Origin of the sequence: Methylibium sp., assembly GCF_031393925.1 — a bacterium.
GTDB lineage: Bacteria > Pseudomonadota > Gammaproteobacteria > Burkholderiales > Burkholderiaceae_C > Methylibium.
Window position 1 is genome coordinate 1 of sequence record NZ_JANMWL010000259.1, and the last position, 15,158, is coordinate 15,158.

Sequence of the window (15,158 nt, forward strand, 5' to 3'; positions counted from 1 at the left end):
GTTCGAGGAGATTGGCCCCGGCAACAGCGACACCTACATCGTCAGGGGTCATCTTAAGCACCAAGATTAGTCGTCGGCGAGCGGATAGGCAGTTCAACGCATTCTTCGCGCCCGCTGGCCGCGAGAGGCGGCACCCGGCGCGTGAGCGCAAGCTTCCGGATCGACAGCGGTCTAAGTGCGAGCCGATGACCTCTAGGACAGGCGCATCCGAGGGGTACCTTGCAGTCGCCTCCGGGGCGAGGACCGCCAGATGAAATGCCAGGAAGCTGCCCTTCGCCAACGGCTGGAACTGGCCGAGAACGGCTCGCCAACAGTCTTACCGGGAGCCGCCACACGAACTGCTGTTCAGCCGCGATCCGCTTGCTGCTGTGACGCAGCAAGCTTTGGCGTGTGGTGCGCGGCGCGGCGCCTGAACGCCGGCCGCTTCGTGTGGCCACGCGACATGGCGCCCGGCGCCGCACCGATGACGCTGACTCAGCTGCAGTTCGACGCCCTCGGTCTGCCGTGGCAGCGGCTGGAGCACATGCGCGTCATCTCACGCATGTGAGTCGGGCTTGCGCCACGCGGCAATTGGCGCAAGCGAGCGGCTGGACGTCGTGCCGGCGCAGTTCTTCGTCCTGTGATGCGGCGGAGTGCATGGCGTTCTCCTTGTCAAAGCATCAATGCATGATCACCACGTTGGTGAAACCGCCGCTGCGCTGGTCGATCGCATCCAGCGCCTCGTTGACGCGCTCGAGTGGGAAACGCTCATGCTCGAACACCCCGAGGTTCAATATGCCCGCGTGCGCCATTGCAGCCATGTCCTGCCCTTCCGCGGTCGTGAACCACAGTGAGCCGATGTAGGATTTCTGCAGGCACATCAACGGGAAGGGCTCGAGCGGAATGGGGTCGGCAACGCCGCCGATGTTGATCGCCTTGCCGCCGCGGCGCAGCGCGTTAAACGAATCGAGCACCGTGGACACCGGCGCGTTGGGACCTAGCGCTTCGATCAGCGCGTCCACGCCATATCCACCCGTCGCGTCCATCACGATCTCTGCAGTGGGTCGTTCCCCCAGCGCAATGGGCACGATGCGCGCCGGGTCGAGTTGATGGAGCCTGTCGAGCACCGCCTTGTTGCGTCCTGTCGCGAAGACCTTGGCCGCACCCATCGCCAATGCGAGGATGACCGCACCCAAGCCCAGCGTGCCGGTCGCGCCGTCGATCAGCACCGTCTGGCCGGCGGAAAACTGCGCCTTGCGCAGCGCCGAGTAAGCGGTACCGAGATAGCCGAAGCGAGCGCCTTCCTCGAAGCTGATGCTGTCGGGCAGCTTCACCAGGTTGGCGGCCGGGGCCGTCAGGTACTGACCAAAGCCACCGTACGGATAGTCCTCGTAGATCTGTTTCGATCCGGGGCCGAAGCCGAAGTAGCCCTGGAACGTGTAGGCCGTGCAGTTGATGTGGTCGCCGCGCCGGCATGCAAGGCAACTTCCGCACGACAGGCCCGGGTTCACATACACCCGGTCGCCGGGCTTGATGTCCGCACGCACCTGGCTGCCCACCTGAGCCACGACCCCGGCCGAGTCGAGGCCGTAGATCGCAGGCAGCGTGGGCAGCGGCAGGAAAGGGAACCACTTCGGATAGTTGGTCACCACGTTGCGCAGGTTCGGCACCACGCCAGCGGCCTTTACTTCGACGAGGACGTCGGTGGGGCGGACTTCGGGCACCGGGATGGTGTCGACCTGGAACGGATCACCGATCTTGTGCAGGCGCGCTGCACGCATCATCTTGGTCATGCTTGTCTCCTTTGTGGTGTTGGGAAGTTGACCGGACTGCGACGACCGGCCGAGAGGGATCAGTGCGCCAGAAAGTCCAGCACCAAGCGGTTGAACTTGTCGGCGTGCTCCCACTGCGCCCAGTGGCCGCAGCGGCTGAATACGTGCAGCTCCGCGTCCTGCAACCCCGCCAACAGGCGCAGGCCCACGTCCAGCGGCACGAAACGGTCGTCGCGGCCCCAGATCAAGAGGGCTGGCGAAGCGATCTCGCCGAGGCGGTGGCCCACATCGGGGAACTGCTTCGGGTTGGCATCAGCGCTCTTGACGAAGTTCTCCAGGTGATCGCGGCGCGTGAGCATGTTGTCCAGCCGGGTCTGGAAGAGCTCCTCCGTCAGGTTGGTCGTGTCGTACACGAACACGTTCATCATGCGCTTGAGGTTTTCAATCGTGGGTGCGCGATAGAGCGCCCCGATGAGCTTGATGCCCTCGGTGGGCATCGGCACAAACGGGCTGACACCGCCCGTGCCTCCGCCCATGAGCACCAGTTTCCCCACCCGCTCAGGGTTGGCCAGCGTGAACGCCACCGCGCTGTGCCCACCCATCGAGTTGCCGATCAGGTGCACCTTGTCCAAGCCGATGGCGTCCATCAGCCCTTTGAGGGCGCGCGCGTTGAGATCGGAGCGTGATCCGGTGCAGACCACGGGATCACTCTTGCTCCAACCCGGACAGTCCATCAGAACGACGCGGTAGCCCGCAGCCACCAGCGGCTCGACGTTGCGGTTGAAGTTGGCCCAGCCGCTGGCGCCGGGACCCGAGCCGTGAAGCATCACGACGGTCTCGTCGCCGCTGCCGGCGTCGTTGTAGTGCAACTGCAGGTCGAGCTCGCCTTCCTTGATGTGAACGAAACGGCTGGTGGCGGATTCGGTGATGGCGGTGTCGGTGGTGGAAATGCGGGCGTCCATGGTGTCTCCTGTGTCTGCTGTCAATAGGGCTGCTTCAGCAACATCAGGCCGAAGCCGGCGATGTATTCGGGAATGGCCTGGTAGTGGCGCAAGGTGCATGGCAGCGCGCGGTCGATGGGCAGCGCGCAGCGCGCCACGAGCCAGCTCTTGGACTCGTGGCCCGAGAGGCCTGCCTCCCGCTCGATGCTGTCCTCGCCGATCGCGCACAGCGCATCCAGGGCGGCGGCGCCTTCGGCCAGCGCGTCCATCCAGCGGCGGTCCCACGGTGGGTTGAGCGGCTTCATCGAGCTGTCGCCCGCGGCCAGTGCGCGGCCCGCGGCCATCACGCGCTGCGTCTTGGCCTCGCGCTCGGCCGGCGTGGGCTCGCTTCTCGCGGTGATGCGCTCGCGCACGGCCGCGTCGGGGTGTGACAGCGTGGGCACCGGTGGGTCGTGCGACAAACCGCCCGAGCCGATGAGCAGCGTGCGCCGCGGCTCACCGTCGAGAAAGCGGCCGATGGCCTGGCCCAGCGCGCGGCAGCGCCGCAGCCGCGGGATGCCCGGCTGCGCCACCGCGTTAAGGAAGATCGGCAGCACCGGCGGCGTATCCAGGCCACCCCACAGCAGCTGCAGCGGCTGCGCGAAGCCGTGGTCCACCTGCATGCGGCGCGAGACGGCGATGTCGAAGTCCTCGTCCATCAGTCGCGCGACCAGCGCGAGCGCTGCGTCGGCATCCACGTTGAGCTGTCCCGGCGGCGTGAGGTAGTCACCCACCGAGCGCGCCTGCGTGCCAATGCAAAACGGCGGCATCAGCTCGTTAAAGAAGCCGTTGTAGTGGTCCGGCGCCACCAGCACCACCAGCTCCGGCGCGAAGGCCTGCACCTGTTCGCGCGCCATGGTTATGGCGGCTTGCAGCTCGCGCTCCACCGCCGGCGCCACGGGGTTGAGCCCCATCAGCGGCGAGTGCGACATGCCGAGAAAGGCGCGTTCCATCATGTCGACTCCGACGCCGGGGACGTCCGGTCGAGGAGCGAGGCCAGGGCCTGCTCGAGCTCGCGCTTCGCCTGTGCGACGTCGTCCGCACCGCGATGGTGGCGCCAGGCCACGACACCATCGGGTCGCACCAGGAGGGCACCTGCTTCCTCGATCTCGCGCATCGCATGCCAGCTGCAGTAGGAGTCTTGCGCACCCGGCATTCCGATGACCACGGTCCGCAGGAACGGCAGGCTCAGCTTCTGCGCTGCATCGACCCACGCCTGGCCGGCGATGCCAGTGACCAGCGAGACCTTGCCCTTGCCGACCAGGTCCAGCGTGGAGACACGGCGGCCGTCCTGGCCCACCAGCCAGACGTGGGGCAGCTTGGCACCGGGCCGGGTCGTGGGCTGCACGAAAAGCTGCGGGTCCCGCTTCCAGATCTCCTCGGCCCCGTCGGGGTCCGGGATGATGGCCTCGGACACGCAACGTTGGTTGAGCTCGACACCCTGGGCGTTGAATTCGTAGTTCTTCAACTTCAGGGCCTCGGCCAGCGCGGAGCGGCGGGCCACGCCCTCCGGCCCGGGATCGGCCAGCCTTTCGCGCCCGGCCGCCACGGGATCCGGCGCGTCCGCATCGCGGAAGGTCCGGTTCAGCGGGGCGTAGTCGAGCCGGGATTGGTTGGCGCGCGCCACGATCTGCGCGCCCACCGGCGCTCGCTCCAGGGTGTAGGAGTCCAGCAGCCGCTCACCGGCGTGCCCCTTCACCACGAACGCGAGCTTCCAGGCCAGGTTGAAGGCGTCCTGTATGCAGGTGTTCGAGCCAAGACCGCTTGAAGGCGGATGGCGGTGCACGGCGTCCCCGCCGCAGAAGACGCGTCCGCTGGAGTAGACGGGCGCATGCGCCTGGTTGACGTACCAGACGGACGTGCTGTCGATCTCGATCTTCAGCTCCGGATCGCCCACCATGATGCGCACCCTGCGCTTGACTTCGTCGGGAGAAAAGTCGGGCTCGCCCTTGGCCATGTCGAAGCCCCAGCCGGCGATCCATTGCTTCCACGGCTCGATGACACGCAGCAGCCCCATGCCGATCTCGCCGAACGCCGCGTTGGACGTGACGATCCAATAGAGGATGCTCGGCCGGTGGGCCACGTAGCGGGACAGGTCGGCACGAAAGAGCACATACGCCGTGGCGGCACGGGCCAGCTGACCCTCCAGCTTCAGGCCCGCATCGTCCATGACCTTGGACTTGGCACCGTCTGCACCGACGAGGTAGCGCGCCCGCAACGAATACTCACGGCCGCACTGCAGGTCACGCAGCGTTACGGTCACGCCGGTGGCGTCCTGCACGTGTCCCAGGTACTCGGTATTGAAGGAGAAGACTGCGCCGCGCGCGGCCGCGTTCTTCACCAGCAGCGGCTCCATCTTGTTCTGGGGCAGGTCCAGCATCGAGCAGGGGCTGCCCTGCAGGTAGTCACCGATGCGCTCGTCGCCGGTGCCCCATGTGCGCAATCGCGCGATCTCGGGGCCGGCCAAGCTGGTGGTGAAGAGGGTATCGCCCATCCACTCCCACGGGGTCGCATCGCGCCGCGCTTCCTGCTCCAGGCCGAGGTCACGAAGAACCTCCACGGCGCGCTGGTTAGTGATGTGCGCACGCGGTGTGCTGGCGGTCCAGTTGTAGCGGTTGACCACATGCACACGCACGCCGTAGCTGGCCAGGGCCAGTGCAGTGGTTGCGCCCATGGGGCCGGTCCCCACCACCAGGACGTCGGTTTGAAACGGTTCAGGCTGCGCCATGATTGCTCCTGCTGTCGAACTACTTGACCGTGGCCTGGATCACCGCACCGTAGGTGTCGATGTCCCGGCGCAGGCGCGCTGCGAGCTCGCTGGGCTCGGCGGGGTAAGGGTCGCCCGTGAGCGAAAACTTCTCCTTCATCTCCGGCAACTTGACCGCCGCGTTGAACTCTCGGGAGAGTCGATCGACGATCGGCTGGGGCGTTCCGGTGGGGGCGACCAGCATGAAGTAGTTCGTCACTTCGAGGCCAGGGAACCCACTCTCCGCAAGGGTCGGCACGGCGGGCAGAAGCGGGTGGCGGTTTGCCCCCAACGTGGCCAAAGGGATGAGCTTGCCGCTGCTGATGTATTGCTGCGCAAAGTGGACCGGCATCAGCATGGTCTGGATCTGTCCGCCCAGCAGGTCACTTGCCGCAGGCGCGAGCCCCTTGTACGGCACGTCGACGAAGTCGCCGCCGGTCAGCTTGCGCAACTGATGCATGTGCACGAACCAGGGGCTGCCCGGACCCATGGAGCCGAAGTTCACGCCCTTGCTGGTTTGCGTGTTGGACAACTGAACCAGTTCCTTCACGGAGCGCGCCGGCACCTTCGGGTGTACGACGAGTACCAGGGGAACCAGGGCCACGCCGGAAATCGGGACGAAGTCGCGTACCGCGTCGTACGGGACCTTGGCGCCAAGCAGTTCGCTGGCACGGGGCATCTTCCCGATGGCCTGGTTGATGGCATGCGAATCGGTCACCAGCCCGATCGTGTAGCCGTCCGCCGGAGCGCGCGCGACCATCTCGGTGCCGATGATCGTGGAGGCACCGGGCCGGTTGTCCACGATGACCATCTGCTTGAGGTTGGCCGAAACCACTGCAGCCAATGCGCGGGCAGCGGAGTCGGCGTTTCCGCCCGCCGGGTAAGGAACCACGATGCGGATCGGCTGCTTGGCGGGCCACTCCTGTGCCCAGCACGGGCTGGCGGCGAGCCCCAGTGCAGCGATGGCACAAAGGGCGCGTCGAGTGATGGTCATCTTGTCTCCTGGACGGTGTGAGCTGAAGCTGTTCGCAGTTCGCTGCGCACGCTTCGCAGTGTCCGAGCGAGGAAGCCGGGCGTAAAGTCGGTGCACAGAGTGCACCACGCAAAGGAGGCTGTTCAATGCCCGTTCCCCCGACCGATCCGCAGGCTGCCCTCTACCGCGAGGTGCGCGGATTGAGCCGAGGACTGGCGGTCCTGCGGGCCTTGAATGCGGCGCCCGGCGGCATCGGTGGCGTGGCCGAATTGGCCCGCATCACCGGCTTGCACCGCACCACGGTCAAGCGGCTGCTCGAGACGCTAAGGGCCGAAGGCCTGGTACACCACAAGGACGAAGGCGCGTCCTACGCCTTGGGTTTCGAGGTCAGGCGGTTGTCGGAAGGCTACGTTGGCGCTGAATGGATCGACCGCGTGGCCGCTCCGGCCATGCGGGATCACCTGCGTGCTCTCTCCTGGCCCAGCGATCTGGCCACACCCTATGGCGGATTCATGATCGTGCGGGAATCTACCCATCGATTCAGCATGCTGTCGCAGCACCGCGCCACGATCGGCATCCGTATTCCCATGCTGGTGTCTTCGCTCGGCCGGGCTTGGCTGACGTGGTGCGCAAACGAAGAGCGTGAAGCCACGCTCTCGTTGTTGCGCAATCGCACTGACGCCATCGCAGAGATGGCACGAGACGGTGCTTACGTGAAGCGAATCCTCCGGGAAACTCGCAGGCGCGGGTACGCCGTCAACAAGGGCGAATGGGCGTCCGAGGCCAGTGTGACGGCCATCGGGTTTCCCGTGCGCATTGGCGAACATGCGATCGGCGCAATCAACCTTGTTCTGCAAAACAACGTCGTCTCTGATCGCGAGATCGCCACCCGCTATGTGCCCCTGTTGCGCAGCCTGGCAAATGAAATCTCCAAAGGGGCCGCGAGCTTGCCGCGTCGCTAACCACATTTTGATCAAGGCGAAAAACCAAGTACAAACCCTCGATCCTGACGACCGCCGACGGCATCGAGCTCGAGACTGCCGCGTCGGAAGTGCCTGTTCTCGCGTACGCCATCGCGCAGCAACACTCCGAGCGTGCAGTGCGCTTGAGTCGGTCGTCAGTGAGACTGCTGAGCGAACGCCTCGAGCTGGTCGATGCAGGTGTTCCAGCCTTGAAAAAACCCCATCTCCTCATGGCGATCTCTCGTCGCTTTGTCCGGGTGCATGACGGTGGCGATGTAGCGCGTGCCATTGCCTTCGTCGGCCATCGAAATGACGGCTGTGAACGCGAGCCAGGGGGTGGCGGGTCGCCACCCTTCGATCAGTAGCGACGTGAAGACGATCCGGGCGTGCGGGATGACCTCCAAAAAGCAACCTGGGTTGTCGCTAGTGCCCTCGTCGGGGCCCCGCATGCAGGTGTGAAACGCCCCACCAGCGCGGAGGTCAAATGCTCGCACCTCCGTGGTCCACGGCTTGGGGCACCACCATTCCTTCAGGAGGTTGGGATCGGTCCACACCCTCCACAGCGTGGCCCGCGGAGCGCGGACGAGACGAGAGATGACAAGATCTTGTTGATCAAAGTTGACGATGGTCGCGTTTGTCACTGGATAGGTCCTTCTGATGAAGCTTTTCGACAAAGCTGTGCGTCGGTTCGCGCTTTCCATGTGCACGCTGCGCATGGCAATAAGCTCACGGCGCCATCGTCTCCAGCGCCTCGCTCAGTTCGAGCCAGCGCGCTTCCAGTGCTTCGATCTCCTCGCCCAGCGCCTTTTGACGTTTGCCGGCTTCGGCGCGGGCCGCCGGGCTCATGCCGGGGGCCGCCAGCGACTGGCCGCAGCGCTCGCGCTCGCCGGTGGCGGCGGCGATGCGCGCCTCTAACTTGCTCATCTCGCTCTTCAGCGGCTTGGCGTCGCTCGCGCGCTGCTGGCGTTGTTGGGCCTTCTTCTTGCGGTCGTCGTTGCGGTCTTCGCTGCGCGCATTGGCGCCTGCCGGGGCGGCAGCGGCAGGAGTGGCGGGTGCTGCGGCCACGGGCGCCGTGACGAGGGGCGCAGGCAGCGATGCGGCCATGCGCTGCGACTGCGCATAGGCCTTGGCCTGCTCCTTGGAGTTGTCGAGCAGCCAGCGCTGGTAGTCGTCGAGGTCGCCGTCGAAGTCTTGCACGCCGCCGGCGGTGACGAGCCAGAACTCGTCGCACACCTCGCGCAGCAGCGCGCGGTCGTGGCTCACCAGCATGACGGTGCCCTCGAACTCGTTGAGCGCCATCGACAGCGCCTCGCGGGTGGAGAGGTCGAGGTGGTTGGTCGGCTCGTCAAGCAGCAGCAGGTTGGGTTTTTGCCAGACGATCATGGCGAGCACGAGGCGCGCCTTCTCGCCGCCGGAGAGCGAGCCGACCGGCTGGTGGACCATTTCGCCGGTGAAGCGAAACTGGCCGAGAAAGTCGCGCAGTTCCTGCTCGCGCGCGCCGGGCGAGACCTGCTTGGCGAGCCGGATCATGTGCTCCATCGGCCCGCTCTCGGGCGTGAGCACGTCCATTTCCTGTTGGGCAAAGTAGCCGATCGCCAGGCCCTTGCCTTCGGTACAACTGCCGTCGATCGGCGCGAGCGTCTTGGCCAGGGTCTTGACGAGCGTGGACTTGCCCTGGCCGTTGGCGCCGAGGATGCCGATGCGCTGGCCGGGCATGACCGAGCGGCTCACGCCCTGCACGATGGTGATCGGCTCGCCGCCCTCTACGGCGTAGCCGAAGCTCATGTCGCGCATGGCGAGCATCGGGTTGGGCAGGTTGGCGGGCTCGCGGAACTCGAAGCTGAAGTCGGCCGCGGTGAGCACCGGCGCGATTTTTTCCATGCGCTCGAGCGCCTTGACCCGGCTTTGCGCCTGCTTGGCCTTGCTCGCCTTGGCCTTGAAGCGGTCGATGAAACGCTGCAACTGCGCCACCTTGTCTTGCTGGCGGCCGTAGGCGGCCTGCTGCTGGCTCATGCGCTCGGCGCGCATCAACTCGAAGGAGCTGTAATTGCCGCCGTAGCGGGTGAGCTGGGCGTCGTCGAGATGCACCGTCACCTTGGTGATGGCGTCGAGGAATTCGCGGTCGTGGCTGATCACGAGCATGGTGCCTTCGTAGCGCTGCAGCCAGGCCTCCAGCCAGACCAGCGCGTCGAGGTCCAGGTGGTTGGTGGGCTCGTCGAGCAGCAGCAGATCGCTCGGGCACATGAGCGCGCGCGCGAGTTGCAGCCGCATGCGCCAGCCGCCGGAGAAGCTGTCGACCGGCGCGTCGAGCTGTGCGCTCTTGAAGCCCAGCCCGAGCATCAAGGCCTGGGCGCGCGGCCGGGCATCGTAGGCACCGACCTCGGCGAGCACCGCATGGGCGTCGCCGATCGCATGGCCGTCGTCGGTGGCCTCGGCGGCGGCCAGTTGCGACTCGGCTTCCATCAGGCGCGTGTCGCCCTCGAGCACGAAGGCGGTCGCCGGCTGGTCGGTCTCGGGCATGGACTGCGCCACCTCACCCAGGCGCCAGCGCGGCGGGATGCTGAAGTCGCCGGCATCGGCCTGCAGGCGGCCGGTGAGCAGCGCGAACAGCGAGGACTTGCCGGCGCCGTTGCGGCCCACCAGGCCGATTTTTTCACCTGGATTGAGCGTGAGCGTGGTGTTGCCGAGGACGATCTTGGGGCCGCGGCGCAGCGTCAGGTTGCGAAGTGTGATCACGACAAGGACAGGGAAATGAAAAGGAAATGGGGAGGCATCAGCTCAGGAGGACAGCAGCGATTCGCGCGTCACCAGCAGCACCTGGTCGGCGCCGGCACTGGTCTCTAGCCACACCGCTTCGAGCGCGGGGAAGGCGCGCTCGAAGTGCTCGCGCTCGTTGCCGATCTCGAGCACCAGCACCGCGCCGGGGAGCAGGTGCGAGGGCGCATCGAACAGCAGCTGGCGAATGAAGTCCATGCCATCGGTGCCACCCGCCAGGGCCAGCTCGGGCTCGGCGCGGTACTCGGGCGGCAGGCTCGCCATCGCGTCGGCGTTGACGTAGGGCGGGTTGCACAGGATCAGGTCGTAGCGGTCGGTCAAGGTGCTCAGCCCGTCCGAGCGCAGCAGCGTGATGCGGTCCTGCAGCTCGTGGGCGTCGACATTGATGCGGGCCACCGCGAGCGCGTCTTCGGAGATGTCGGCCGCGTCGATGCGCACCTCGGGCCAGGCCATCGCGGCCAGCACGGCGAGGCAGCCGCTGCCGGTACACAGGTCGAGCACGCGGCGCGTCTGCAGGCCGAGCCAGGCGTCGATGCTGGCGTCGGCCAGCAGCTCGGCGATGAAGCTGCGCGGCACGATCACGCGCTCGTCGACATGGAAGGCCACGCCCTGCAGCCAGGCCTGGTTGGTCAGGTAGGCGGCGGGCTTGCGGGTCTTGATGCGCCGCTCGACCAGCGCTTCAATCACCAGCCGCTCGCTGGCCGACACGGCGCGCTGGGCATGTTCGTCCAGGCCGTCCAGGGGCAAGCCGAGCGCCCATTGCACCAGCCAGGCCGCCTCGTCGAAGGCGTTGGTGGTGCCATGCCCAAACGAAACGCCCGCTTGGCTCAAGCGGGCGCTTTGCGCTTCGACGAGCTGCAAGACTCTCATGCCAGCATCTTCTCGAGCGTCTTGCGGTAGATCGCCGCGAGCGGCTCGATGTCGGCCACCGCGACGTGCTCGTCGATCTGGTGGATGCTGGCGTTGACCGGGCCGCATTCCACCACCTGCGCGCACACCTCGGCGATGAAGCGGCCGTCGGAGGTGCCGCCGGTGGTGGAGAGTTCGGTGGTGCGGCCGGTCACGTCATGGATGGCGCCGGCCAGCGCTGCGATCAGGCTGCCGGGTTCGGTGAGGAAGGGCCGGCCGCCGAGCGTCCAGCAAAGCGTGTGGTCCAGACCGTGGCGCTCGAGCACGGCGACCAGGCGCTCTTGCAGCGACTCGGGCGACGAGGCCGTGCCGAAGCGGAAGTTGAAGTCGACCACCGCCTCGCCGGGGATCACATTGCCGGCGCCGGTGCCGGCATGCAGGTTCGACACCTGCCACGAGGTCGGCGGGAAGTGCGCGTTGCCCTGGTCCCACTGCGTCGCCGCCAACTCGGCGATGGCGGGCGCGAGCTGGTGGATCGGGTTGAGCGCCAGGTGCGGGTAGGCGATGTGGCCCTGCACACCCTGGACGACCATGCGGCCGGTGAGCGAGCCGCGGCGACCGTTCTTCACCATGTCGCCGAGCTGCTTGACCGAGGTGGGCTCGCCGATGATGCAGGCGTCCAGCCGCTGGCCGCGCTCGGTGAGCCAGCGCACGACCTGCGTGGTGCCGTCGAGCGCCGGGCCTTCCTCGTCGCTGGTGATCAGGAAGCCGATCGCGCCGGCATGCGCCGGATGCGCAGCGACGAACTGCTCCGCCGCGACCACCATGCAGGCGATCGAGGTCTTCATGTCGGCCGCACCGCGGCCGTAGAGCAGGCCCGAGCGGTGCGTCGGCACGAACGGGTCGCTGCGCCAGCGCTCGAGCGGGCCGGTCGGGACCACGTCGGTGTGCCCGGCGAACACGAGCACGGGGCCGTCCTCGCGCTCAGCGCTGCCGCGCCGCAGGGCCCACAGGTTGCTGACCCGAAAGTCCTCGGGCCCGCTGTCGATCGAGTGGCACTGAAAGCCGATGGCGGCCAGCCGCGCTGCGAGGAGCGCCTGGCAGCCGCCGTCATGCGGCGTCACCGAGCGCAGGGCGATCAACTGCTCGGCCAGGGCGAGCGCGGCGGACGGCGCGGTGGTCACGAACTCGGGGCGCTCAGAACTTGCTGAAGGTCGTGGAGCGGCGATCGTCGCGCACCTCGAGCGTGATGTCGGTAAAGGACGGGCCGTCGTTGCTGTCGTCGCGCGTGGGCAGCAGCTTGGACTGCGCGGTGCCATCGTTCTGCAAACGCCAGATCAGGTTGGTGGGCGAGTCGGCATACGCGATGCCCTCTTCGCGCGTGATCACGCCGTCGTTGATGAGGCGCGCGAGTTCATGCTCGAAGGTCTGCGAGCCTTCGGCGAGCGACTGCTCCACGGCCTCCTTGACGGCCCCGAAATCGCCCTGGACGATGTAATCGCCCACCAGTTTGGTGTTGAGTAGCACCTCCACCGCGGGCACCCGGCCGCCGGCCGTGGCACGCACCAGGCGCTGCGACACCACCGCCTTGAGTGCCGCCGCCAGGTCGTTGAGCAGGGCCGGGCGCGCCTCGGGTGTGTAGAAGCTCAGGATGCGGCCCAGCGCGTGGTAGCTGTTGTTGGCGTGCAGGGTGGAGACGACCAGATGGCCCGAGAGGGCGTAGGAGATCGCCGCCGTCATCGTTTCGCGGTCGCGGATCTCGCCGATCAGGATGCAGTCGGGTGCCTGGCGCAGCGCGTTCTTCAGGCCGATCTGAAGCGACTGCGTGTCGCGCCCCACCTCACGCTGGTTGACCAGCGCCTTCTTGTTGGTGAACAGGAACTCGATCGGATCCTCGATGGTGAGGATGTGGCCGGCCAGGTTGCGGTTGCGGTGCTCGAGCATCGACGCCAGGGTCGTGCTCTTGCCGGTGCCAGTGGCGCCGGCCAGGATGATGAGGCCACGCTTTTCGAGGATGAGCGAGCTGAGGATGTCGGGCAGCCGCAGCGAGTCGAGCGTCGGGATCTCCATCGGGATGCAGCGGAACACCGCCGCGATCGAGCCCCGCTGGCGAAACGCGCTGAGGCGAAAGCTGCCGACGCCAGAGATGCCGATGCCGATGTTGAGTTCGCCCACGTCCTCGAGCTCCTCGAGCTGGGTCGGCGTGAGCAACTCGGCCAGCAACTGGCGCGGCTGGTCGGGGGTGAGCGGCTGGTCCGACAGCTGCACTATCTGCCCGTTGATCTTGATTTGGATCGGCGCGTTGACCGAGAGATAGACGTCCGAGGCCTTTTTGTCGGCCATCAGCCGCAGCACCCGTTCCATGTTTCCGCTCATGTTCACCCTCCCGTTAAAGCTTTGATCGGTTCTCGATCCGGTCTTGATCGCGCCAGGCGACTCAGGCGCCGCGCAGCAACTCGTTGATGCTGGTCTTGGCGCGCGTTTGCGCGTCCACGCGCTTGACGATCACTGCGCAGTAAAGGCTGTACTTGCCGTCCGCGCTCGGCAGGTTGCCCGACACCACCACCGAGCCCGAGGGCACGCGGCCATAGCTGACTTCGCCCGTCGCGCGGTCGTAGATCTTGGTGCTCTGGCCGATGTAGACGCCCATCGAGATGACCGAGTTCTCTTCCACGATCACGCCTTCGACGACTTCGGAGCGCGCGCCGATGAAGCAGTTGTCCTCGATGATGGTGGGGCTGGCCTGCACCGGCTCGAGCACGCCGCCGATGCCAACGCCGCCCGAGAGATGCACGTTCTTGCCGATCTGCGCGCACGAGCCCACCGTGGCCCAGGTGTCGACCATGGTGCCCTCGTCGACATAGGCGCCGATGTTCACGTAGCTCGGCATCAGCACCACGTTCCTGGCGATGTAGCTGCCGCGCCGCGCCACCGCCGGCGGCACGACGCGCACGCCGGTTTCGCGCATCTGCGCCTCGCTCAGGTGCCCGAACTTGGTCTGCACCTTGTCGAAGAAGCCCAGGTCGCCGGCCCGCATGACCTGGTTGTCGCTCACGCGAAAGCTCAGCAGCACCGCCTTCTTGACCCACTGGTTGACCTGCCACTGGCCGACGCTTTGGCGCTCGGCCACGCGCAGGCGCCCCTTGTTGAGATCGGCAATGACCTGCTCGACGGCCTCACGAAGCTTCGGGTCGGCATTGGCGGGCGTGAGCTTCGCGCGGTCGTCCCAGGCGAGGTCGACGATGGTTTGGGCTTCGGTGTGGTTCATGCAAAGTCGTGGATGAAAGAGGCAATGCGTTCGGCGGCTTCGACGCATTCGTCGAGACCGGCCACCAGGGCCATGCGGATGCGTCCCTGGCCGGGGTTGTGGCCGTGTGCCTCGCGGGCCAGGTAGCTGCCCGGCAAGACCGTCACATTGTATTGAGCGAGCAGTTCGCGGGCGAAGGCGGTGTCGCTGCCGCGCACGGCTTGTTGCGGCAGTTTTGCCCACAGATAGAAGCCGGCGTCGGGCGGTGCCACGTCCATCACGCCGGCCAGCAGCGGCGTGACGCGGGCGAACTTCGCTCGGTAGAGCGCGCGGTTGGCCTCGACATGGGCCTCGTCGGACCAGGCCGCGATGCTGGCGCGCTGCACCGCCGGGCCCATGGCGGCGCCGTGGTAGGTGCGGTAGAGCAGGAAGCTTTTCAGCAGCGCGGCATCACCGGCCACGAAACCCGAGCGCAGGCCCGGCACGTTGGAGCGCTTGGAGAGACTCGTGAAGGCGACCAGGCGGCGGAAGTCGCCGCGGCCCAGCGCCACGGCGGCCTCCAGGCTGCCCAGCGGCGGCGCCTCACCGCAGTAGATCTCGGAGTAGCACTCGTCGGAGGCGATCACGAAACCGTGGCGGTCCGACAGCTCGAAGAGGCGCTGCCACTCGGCCAGCGGCATCACCGCGCCGGTCGGGTTGCCGGGCGAGCAGACATAGAGCAGCTGGGTGCGCGCCCAGGTGGCCTCGTCGATGGCGGCCCAGTCGACGGCGAAATTGCGCGCGGCATCGCTGTTGCCGAACGCGGTTTCGGCACCGGCCAGCAGCGCCGCACCTTCGTAGATTTGATAGAAGGGGTTGGGGCAGACGACGGTGGC

13 protein-coding genes are annotated in these 15,158 nt (G+C 66.8%); 1 reads left to right on the forward strand and 12 read right to left on the reverse strand.

What is annotated here, in order from left to right; translation table 11 throughout:
* Positions 1-659: 659 nt before the first annotated feature.
* From RMO12_RS13645 to RMO12_RS13665, 5 genes are read right to left on the reverse strand one after another with little or no spacing between them, the layout of a single operon-like run.
* Positions 660-1,772: an alcohol dehydrogenase catalytic domain-containing protein gene (locus RMO12_RS13645; RefSeq protein ID WP_309639698.1), complete on the reverse strand. Its 1,113-nt coding sequence runs from the start codon at positions 1,770-1,772 to the stop codon at positions 660-662.
* A gap of 59 nt (positions 1,773-1,831) precedes the next feature.
* Entirely contained in the window at positions 1,832-2,713 is an 882-nt protein-coding gene (locus tag RMO12_RS13650) for an alpha/beta fold hydrolase (RefSeq protein ID WP_405029683.1), read from the reverse strand.
* Positions 2,714-2,733: 20 nt separating this feature from the next.
* Positions 2,734-3,684, reverse strand: coding sequence for a 3-carboxyethylcatechol 2,3-dioxygenase (locus RMO12_RS13655; protein WP_309639699.1), 951 nt, complete (start codon positions 3,682-3,684; stop codon positions 2,734-2,736).
* Positions 3,684-5,459: an FAD-dependent monooxygenase gene (locus RMO12_RS13660; protein ID WP_309639700.1), complete on the reverse strand. Its 1,776-nt coding sequence runs from the start codon at positions 5,457-5,459 to the stop codon at positions 3,684-3,686. The genes RMO12_RS13655 and RMO12_RS13660 overlap by 1 nt, the downstream gene beginning before the upstream one ends.
* Positions 5,460-5,478: 19 nt before the next feature.
* Positions 5,479-6,471: a tripartite tricarboxylate transporter substrate-binding protein gene (locus tag RMO12_RS13665; RefSeq protein ID WP_309639701.1), complete on the reverse strand. Its 993-nt coding sequence runs from the start codon at positions 6,469-6,471 to the stop codon at positions 5,479-5,481.
* 125 nt (positions 6,472-6,596) lie between these two features.
* Here RMO12_RS13665 and RMO12_RS13670 point away from each other — a divergent pair, with 125 nt between their 5' ends.
* A complete protein-coding gene (locus RMO12_RS13670) occupies positions 6,597-7,412 on the forward strand; it encodes a DNA-binding transcriptional regulator (RefSeq protein ID WP_309639702.1) in 816 nt (271 codons plus the stop codon).
* Between the two features lie 155 nt (positions 7,413-7,567).
* Here the strand turns inward: RMO12_RS13670 and RMO12_RS13675 are convergent, their stop codons facing one another.
* The 7 genes from RMO12_RS13675 to RMO12_RS13705 form a co-directional block, all read right to left on the reverse strand.
* Positions 7,568-8,128, reverse strand: a complete 561-nt coding sequence (locus RMO12_RS13675; RefSeq protein WP_309639703.1) for an SRPBCC family protein — start codon at positions 8,126-8,128, stop codon at positions 7,568-7,570.
* Between the two features lie 10 nt (positions 8,129-8,138).
* The gene (locus RMO12_RS13680) at positions 8,139-10,148 is read right to left on the reverse strand and encodes an ATP-binding cassette domain-containing protein (RefSeq protein WP_309639704.1); all 2,010 of its coding nucleotides are present in this window, start codon (positions 10,146-10,148) and stop codon (positions 8,139-8,141) included.
* Between the two features lie 42 nt (positions 10,149-10,190).
* Positions 10,191-11,057, reverse strand: a complete 867-nt coding sequence (gene prmB / locus RMO12_RS13685; protein WP_309639705.1) for a 50S ribosomal protein L3 N(5)-glutamine methyltransferase — start codon at positions 11,055-11,057, stop codon at positions 10,191-10,193.
* A complete protein-coding gene (gene dapE / locus RMO12_RS13690) occupies positions 11,054-12,220 on the reverse strand; it encodes a succinyl-diaminopimelate desuccinylase (protein ID WP_309624467.1) in 1,167 nt (388 codons plus the stop codon). The genes prmB and dapE overlap by 4 nt, the downstream gene beginning before the upstream one ends.
* Positions 12,221-12,233: 13 nt before the next feature.
* Entirely contained in the window at positions 12,234-13,412 is a 1,179-nt protein-coding gene (locus RMO12_RS13695; RefSeq protein ID WP_309639706.1) for a PilT/PilU family type 4a pilus ATPase, read from the reverse strand.
* Positions 13,413-13,473: 61 nt separating this feature from the next.
* On the reverse strand, positions 13,474-14,304 hold the full coding sequence (gene dapD / locus RMO12_RS13700) for a 2,3,4,5-tetrahydropyridine-2,6-dicarboxylate N-succinyltransferase (RefSeq protein ID WP_309639707.1): 831 nt from the start codon (positions 14,302-14,304) through the stop codon (positions 13,474-13,476).
* On the reverse strand, positions 14,301-15,158 hold an 858-nt coding region (locus RMO12_RS13705; protein WP_309639708.1), incomplete at its 5' end, for an aminotransferase class I/II-fold pyridoxal phosphate-dependent enzyme. The genes RMO12_RS13705 and dapD, both read right to left, overlap by 4 nt.

Coding starts and splice junctions, on each gene's coding strand:
- RMO12_RS13670 (WP_309639702.1), top strand. CDS start 6,597: ATGCCCGTTCCCCCGACCGATCCGCAGGCTGCCCTCTACCGCGAGGTG.
- RMO12_RS13665 (WP_309639701.1), bottom strand. CDS start 6,471: ATGACCATCACTCGACGCGCCCTTTGTGCCATCGCTGCACTGGGGCTC.
- RMO12_RS13650 (WP_405029683.1), bottom strand. CDS start 2,713: ATGGACGCCCGCATTTCCACCACCGACACCGCCATCACCGAATCCGCC.
- RMO12_RS13645 (WP_309639698.1), bottom strand. CDS start 1,772: ATGACCAAGATGATGCGTGCAGCGCGCCTGCACAAGATCGGTGATCCG.
- RMO12_RS13675 (WP_309639703.1), bottom strand. CDS start 8,128: ATGCGCAGCGTGCACATGGAAAGCGCGAACCGACGCACAGCTTTGTCG.
- RMO12_RS13660 (WP_309639700.1), bottom strand. CDS start 5,459: ATGGCGCAGCCTGAACCGTTTCAAACCGACGTCCTGGTGGTGGGGACC.
- prmB (WP_309639705.1), bottom strand. CDS start 11,057: ATGAGAGTCTTGCAGCTCGTCGAAGCGCAAAGCGCCCGCTTGAGCCAA.
- dapD (WP_309639707.1), bottom strand. CDS start 14,304: ATGAACCACACCGAAGCCCAAACCATCGTCGACCTCGCCTGGGACGAC.
- RMO12_RS13695 (WP_309639706.1), bottom strand. CDS start 13,412: ATGAGCGGAAACATGGAACGGGTGCTGCGGCTGATGGCCGACAAAAAG.
- RMO12_RS13655 (WP_309639699.1), bottom strand. CDS start 3,684: ATGGAACGCGCCTTTCTCGGCATGTCGCACTCGCCGCTGATGGGGCTC.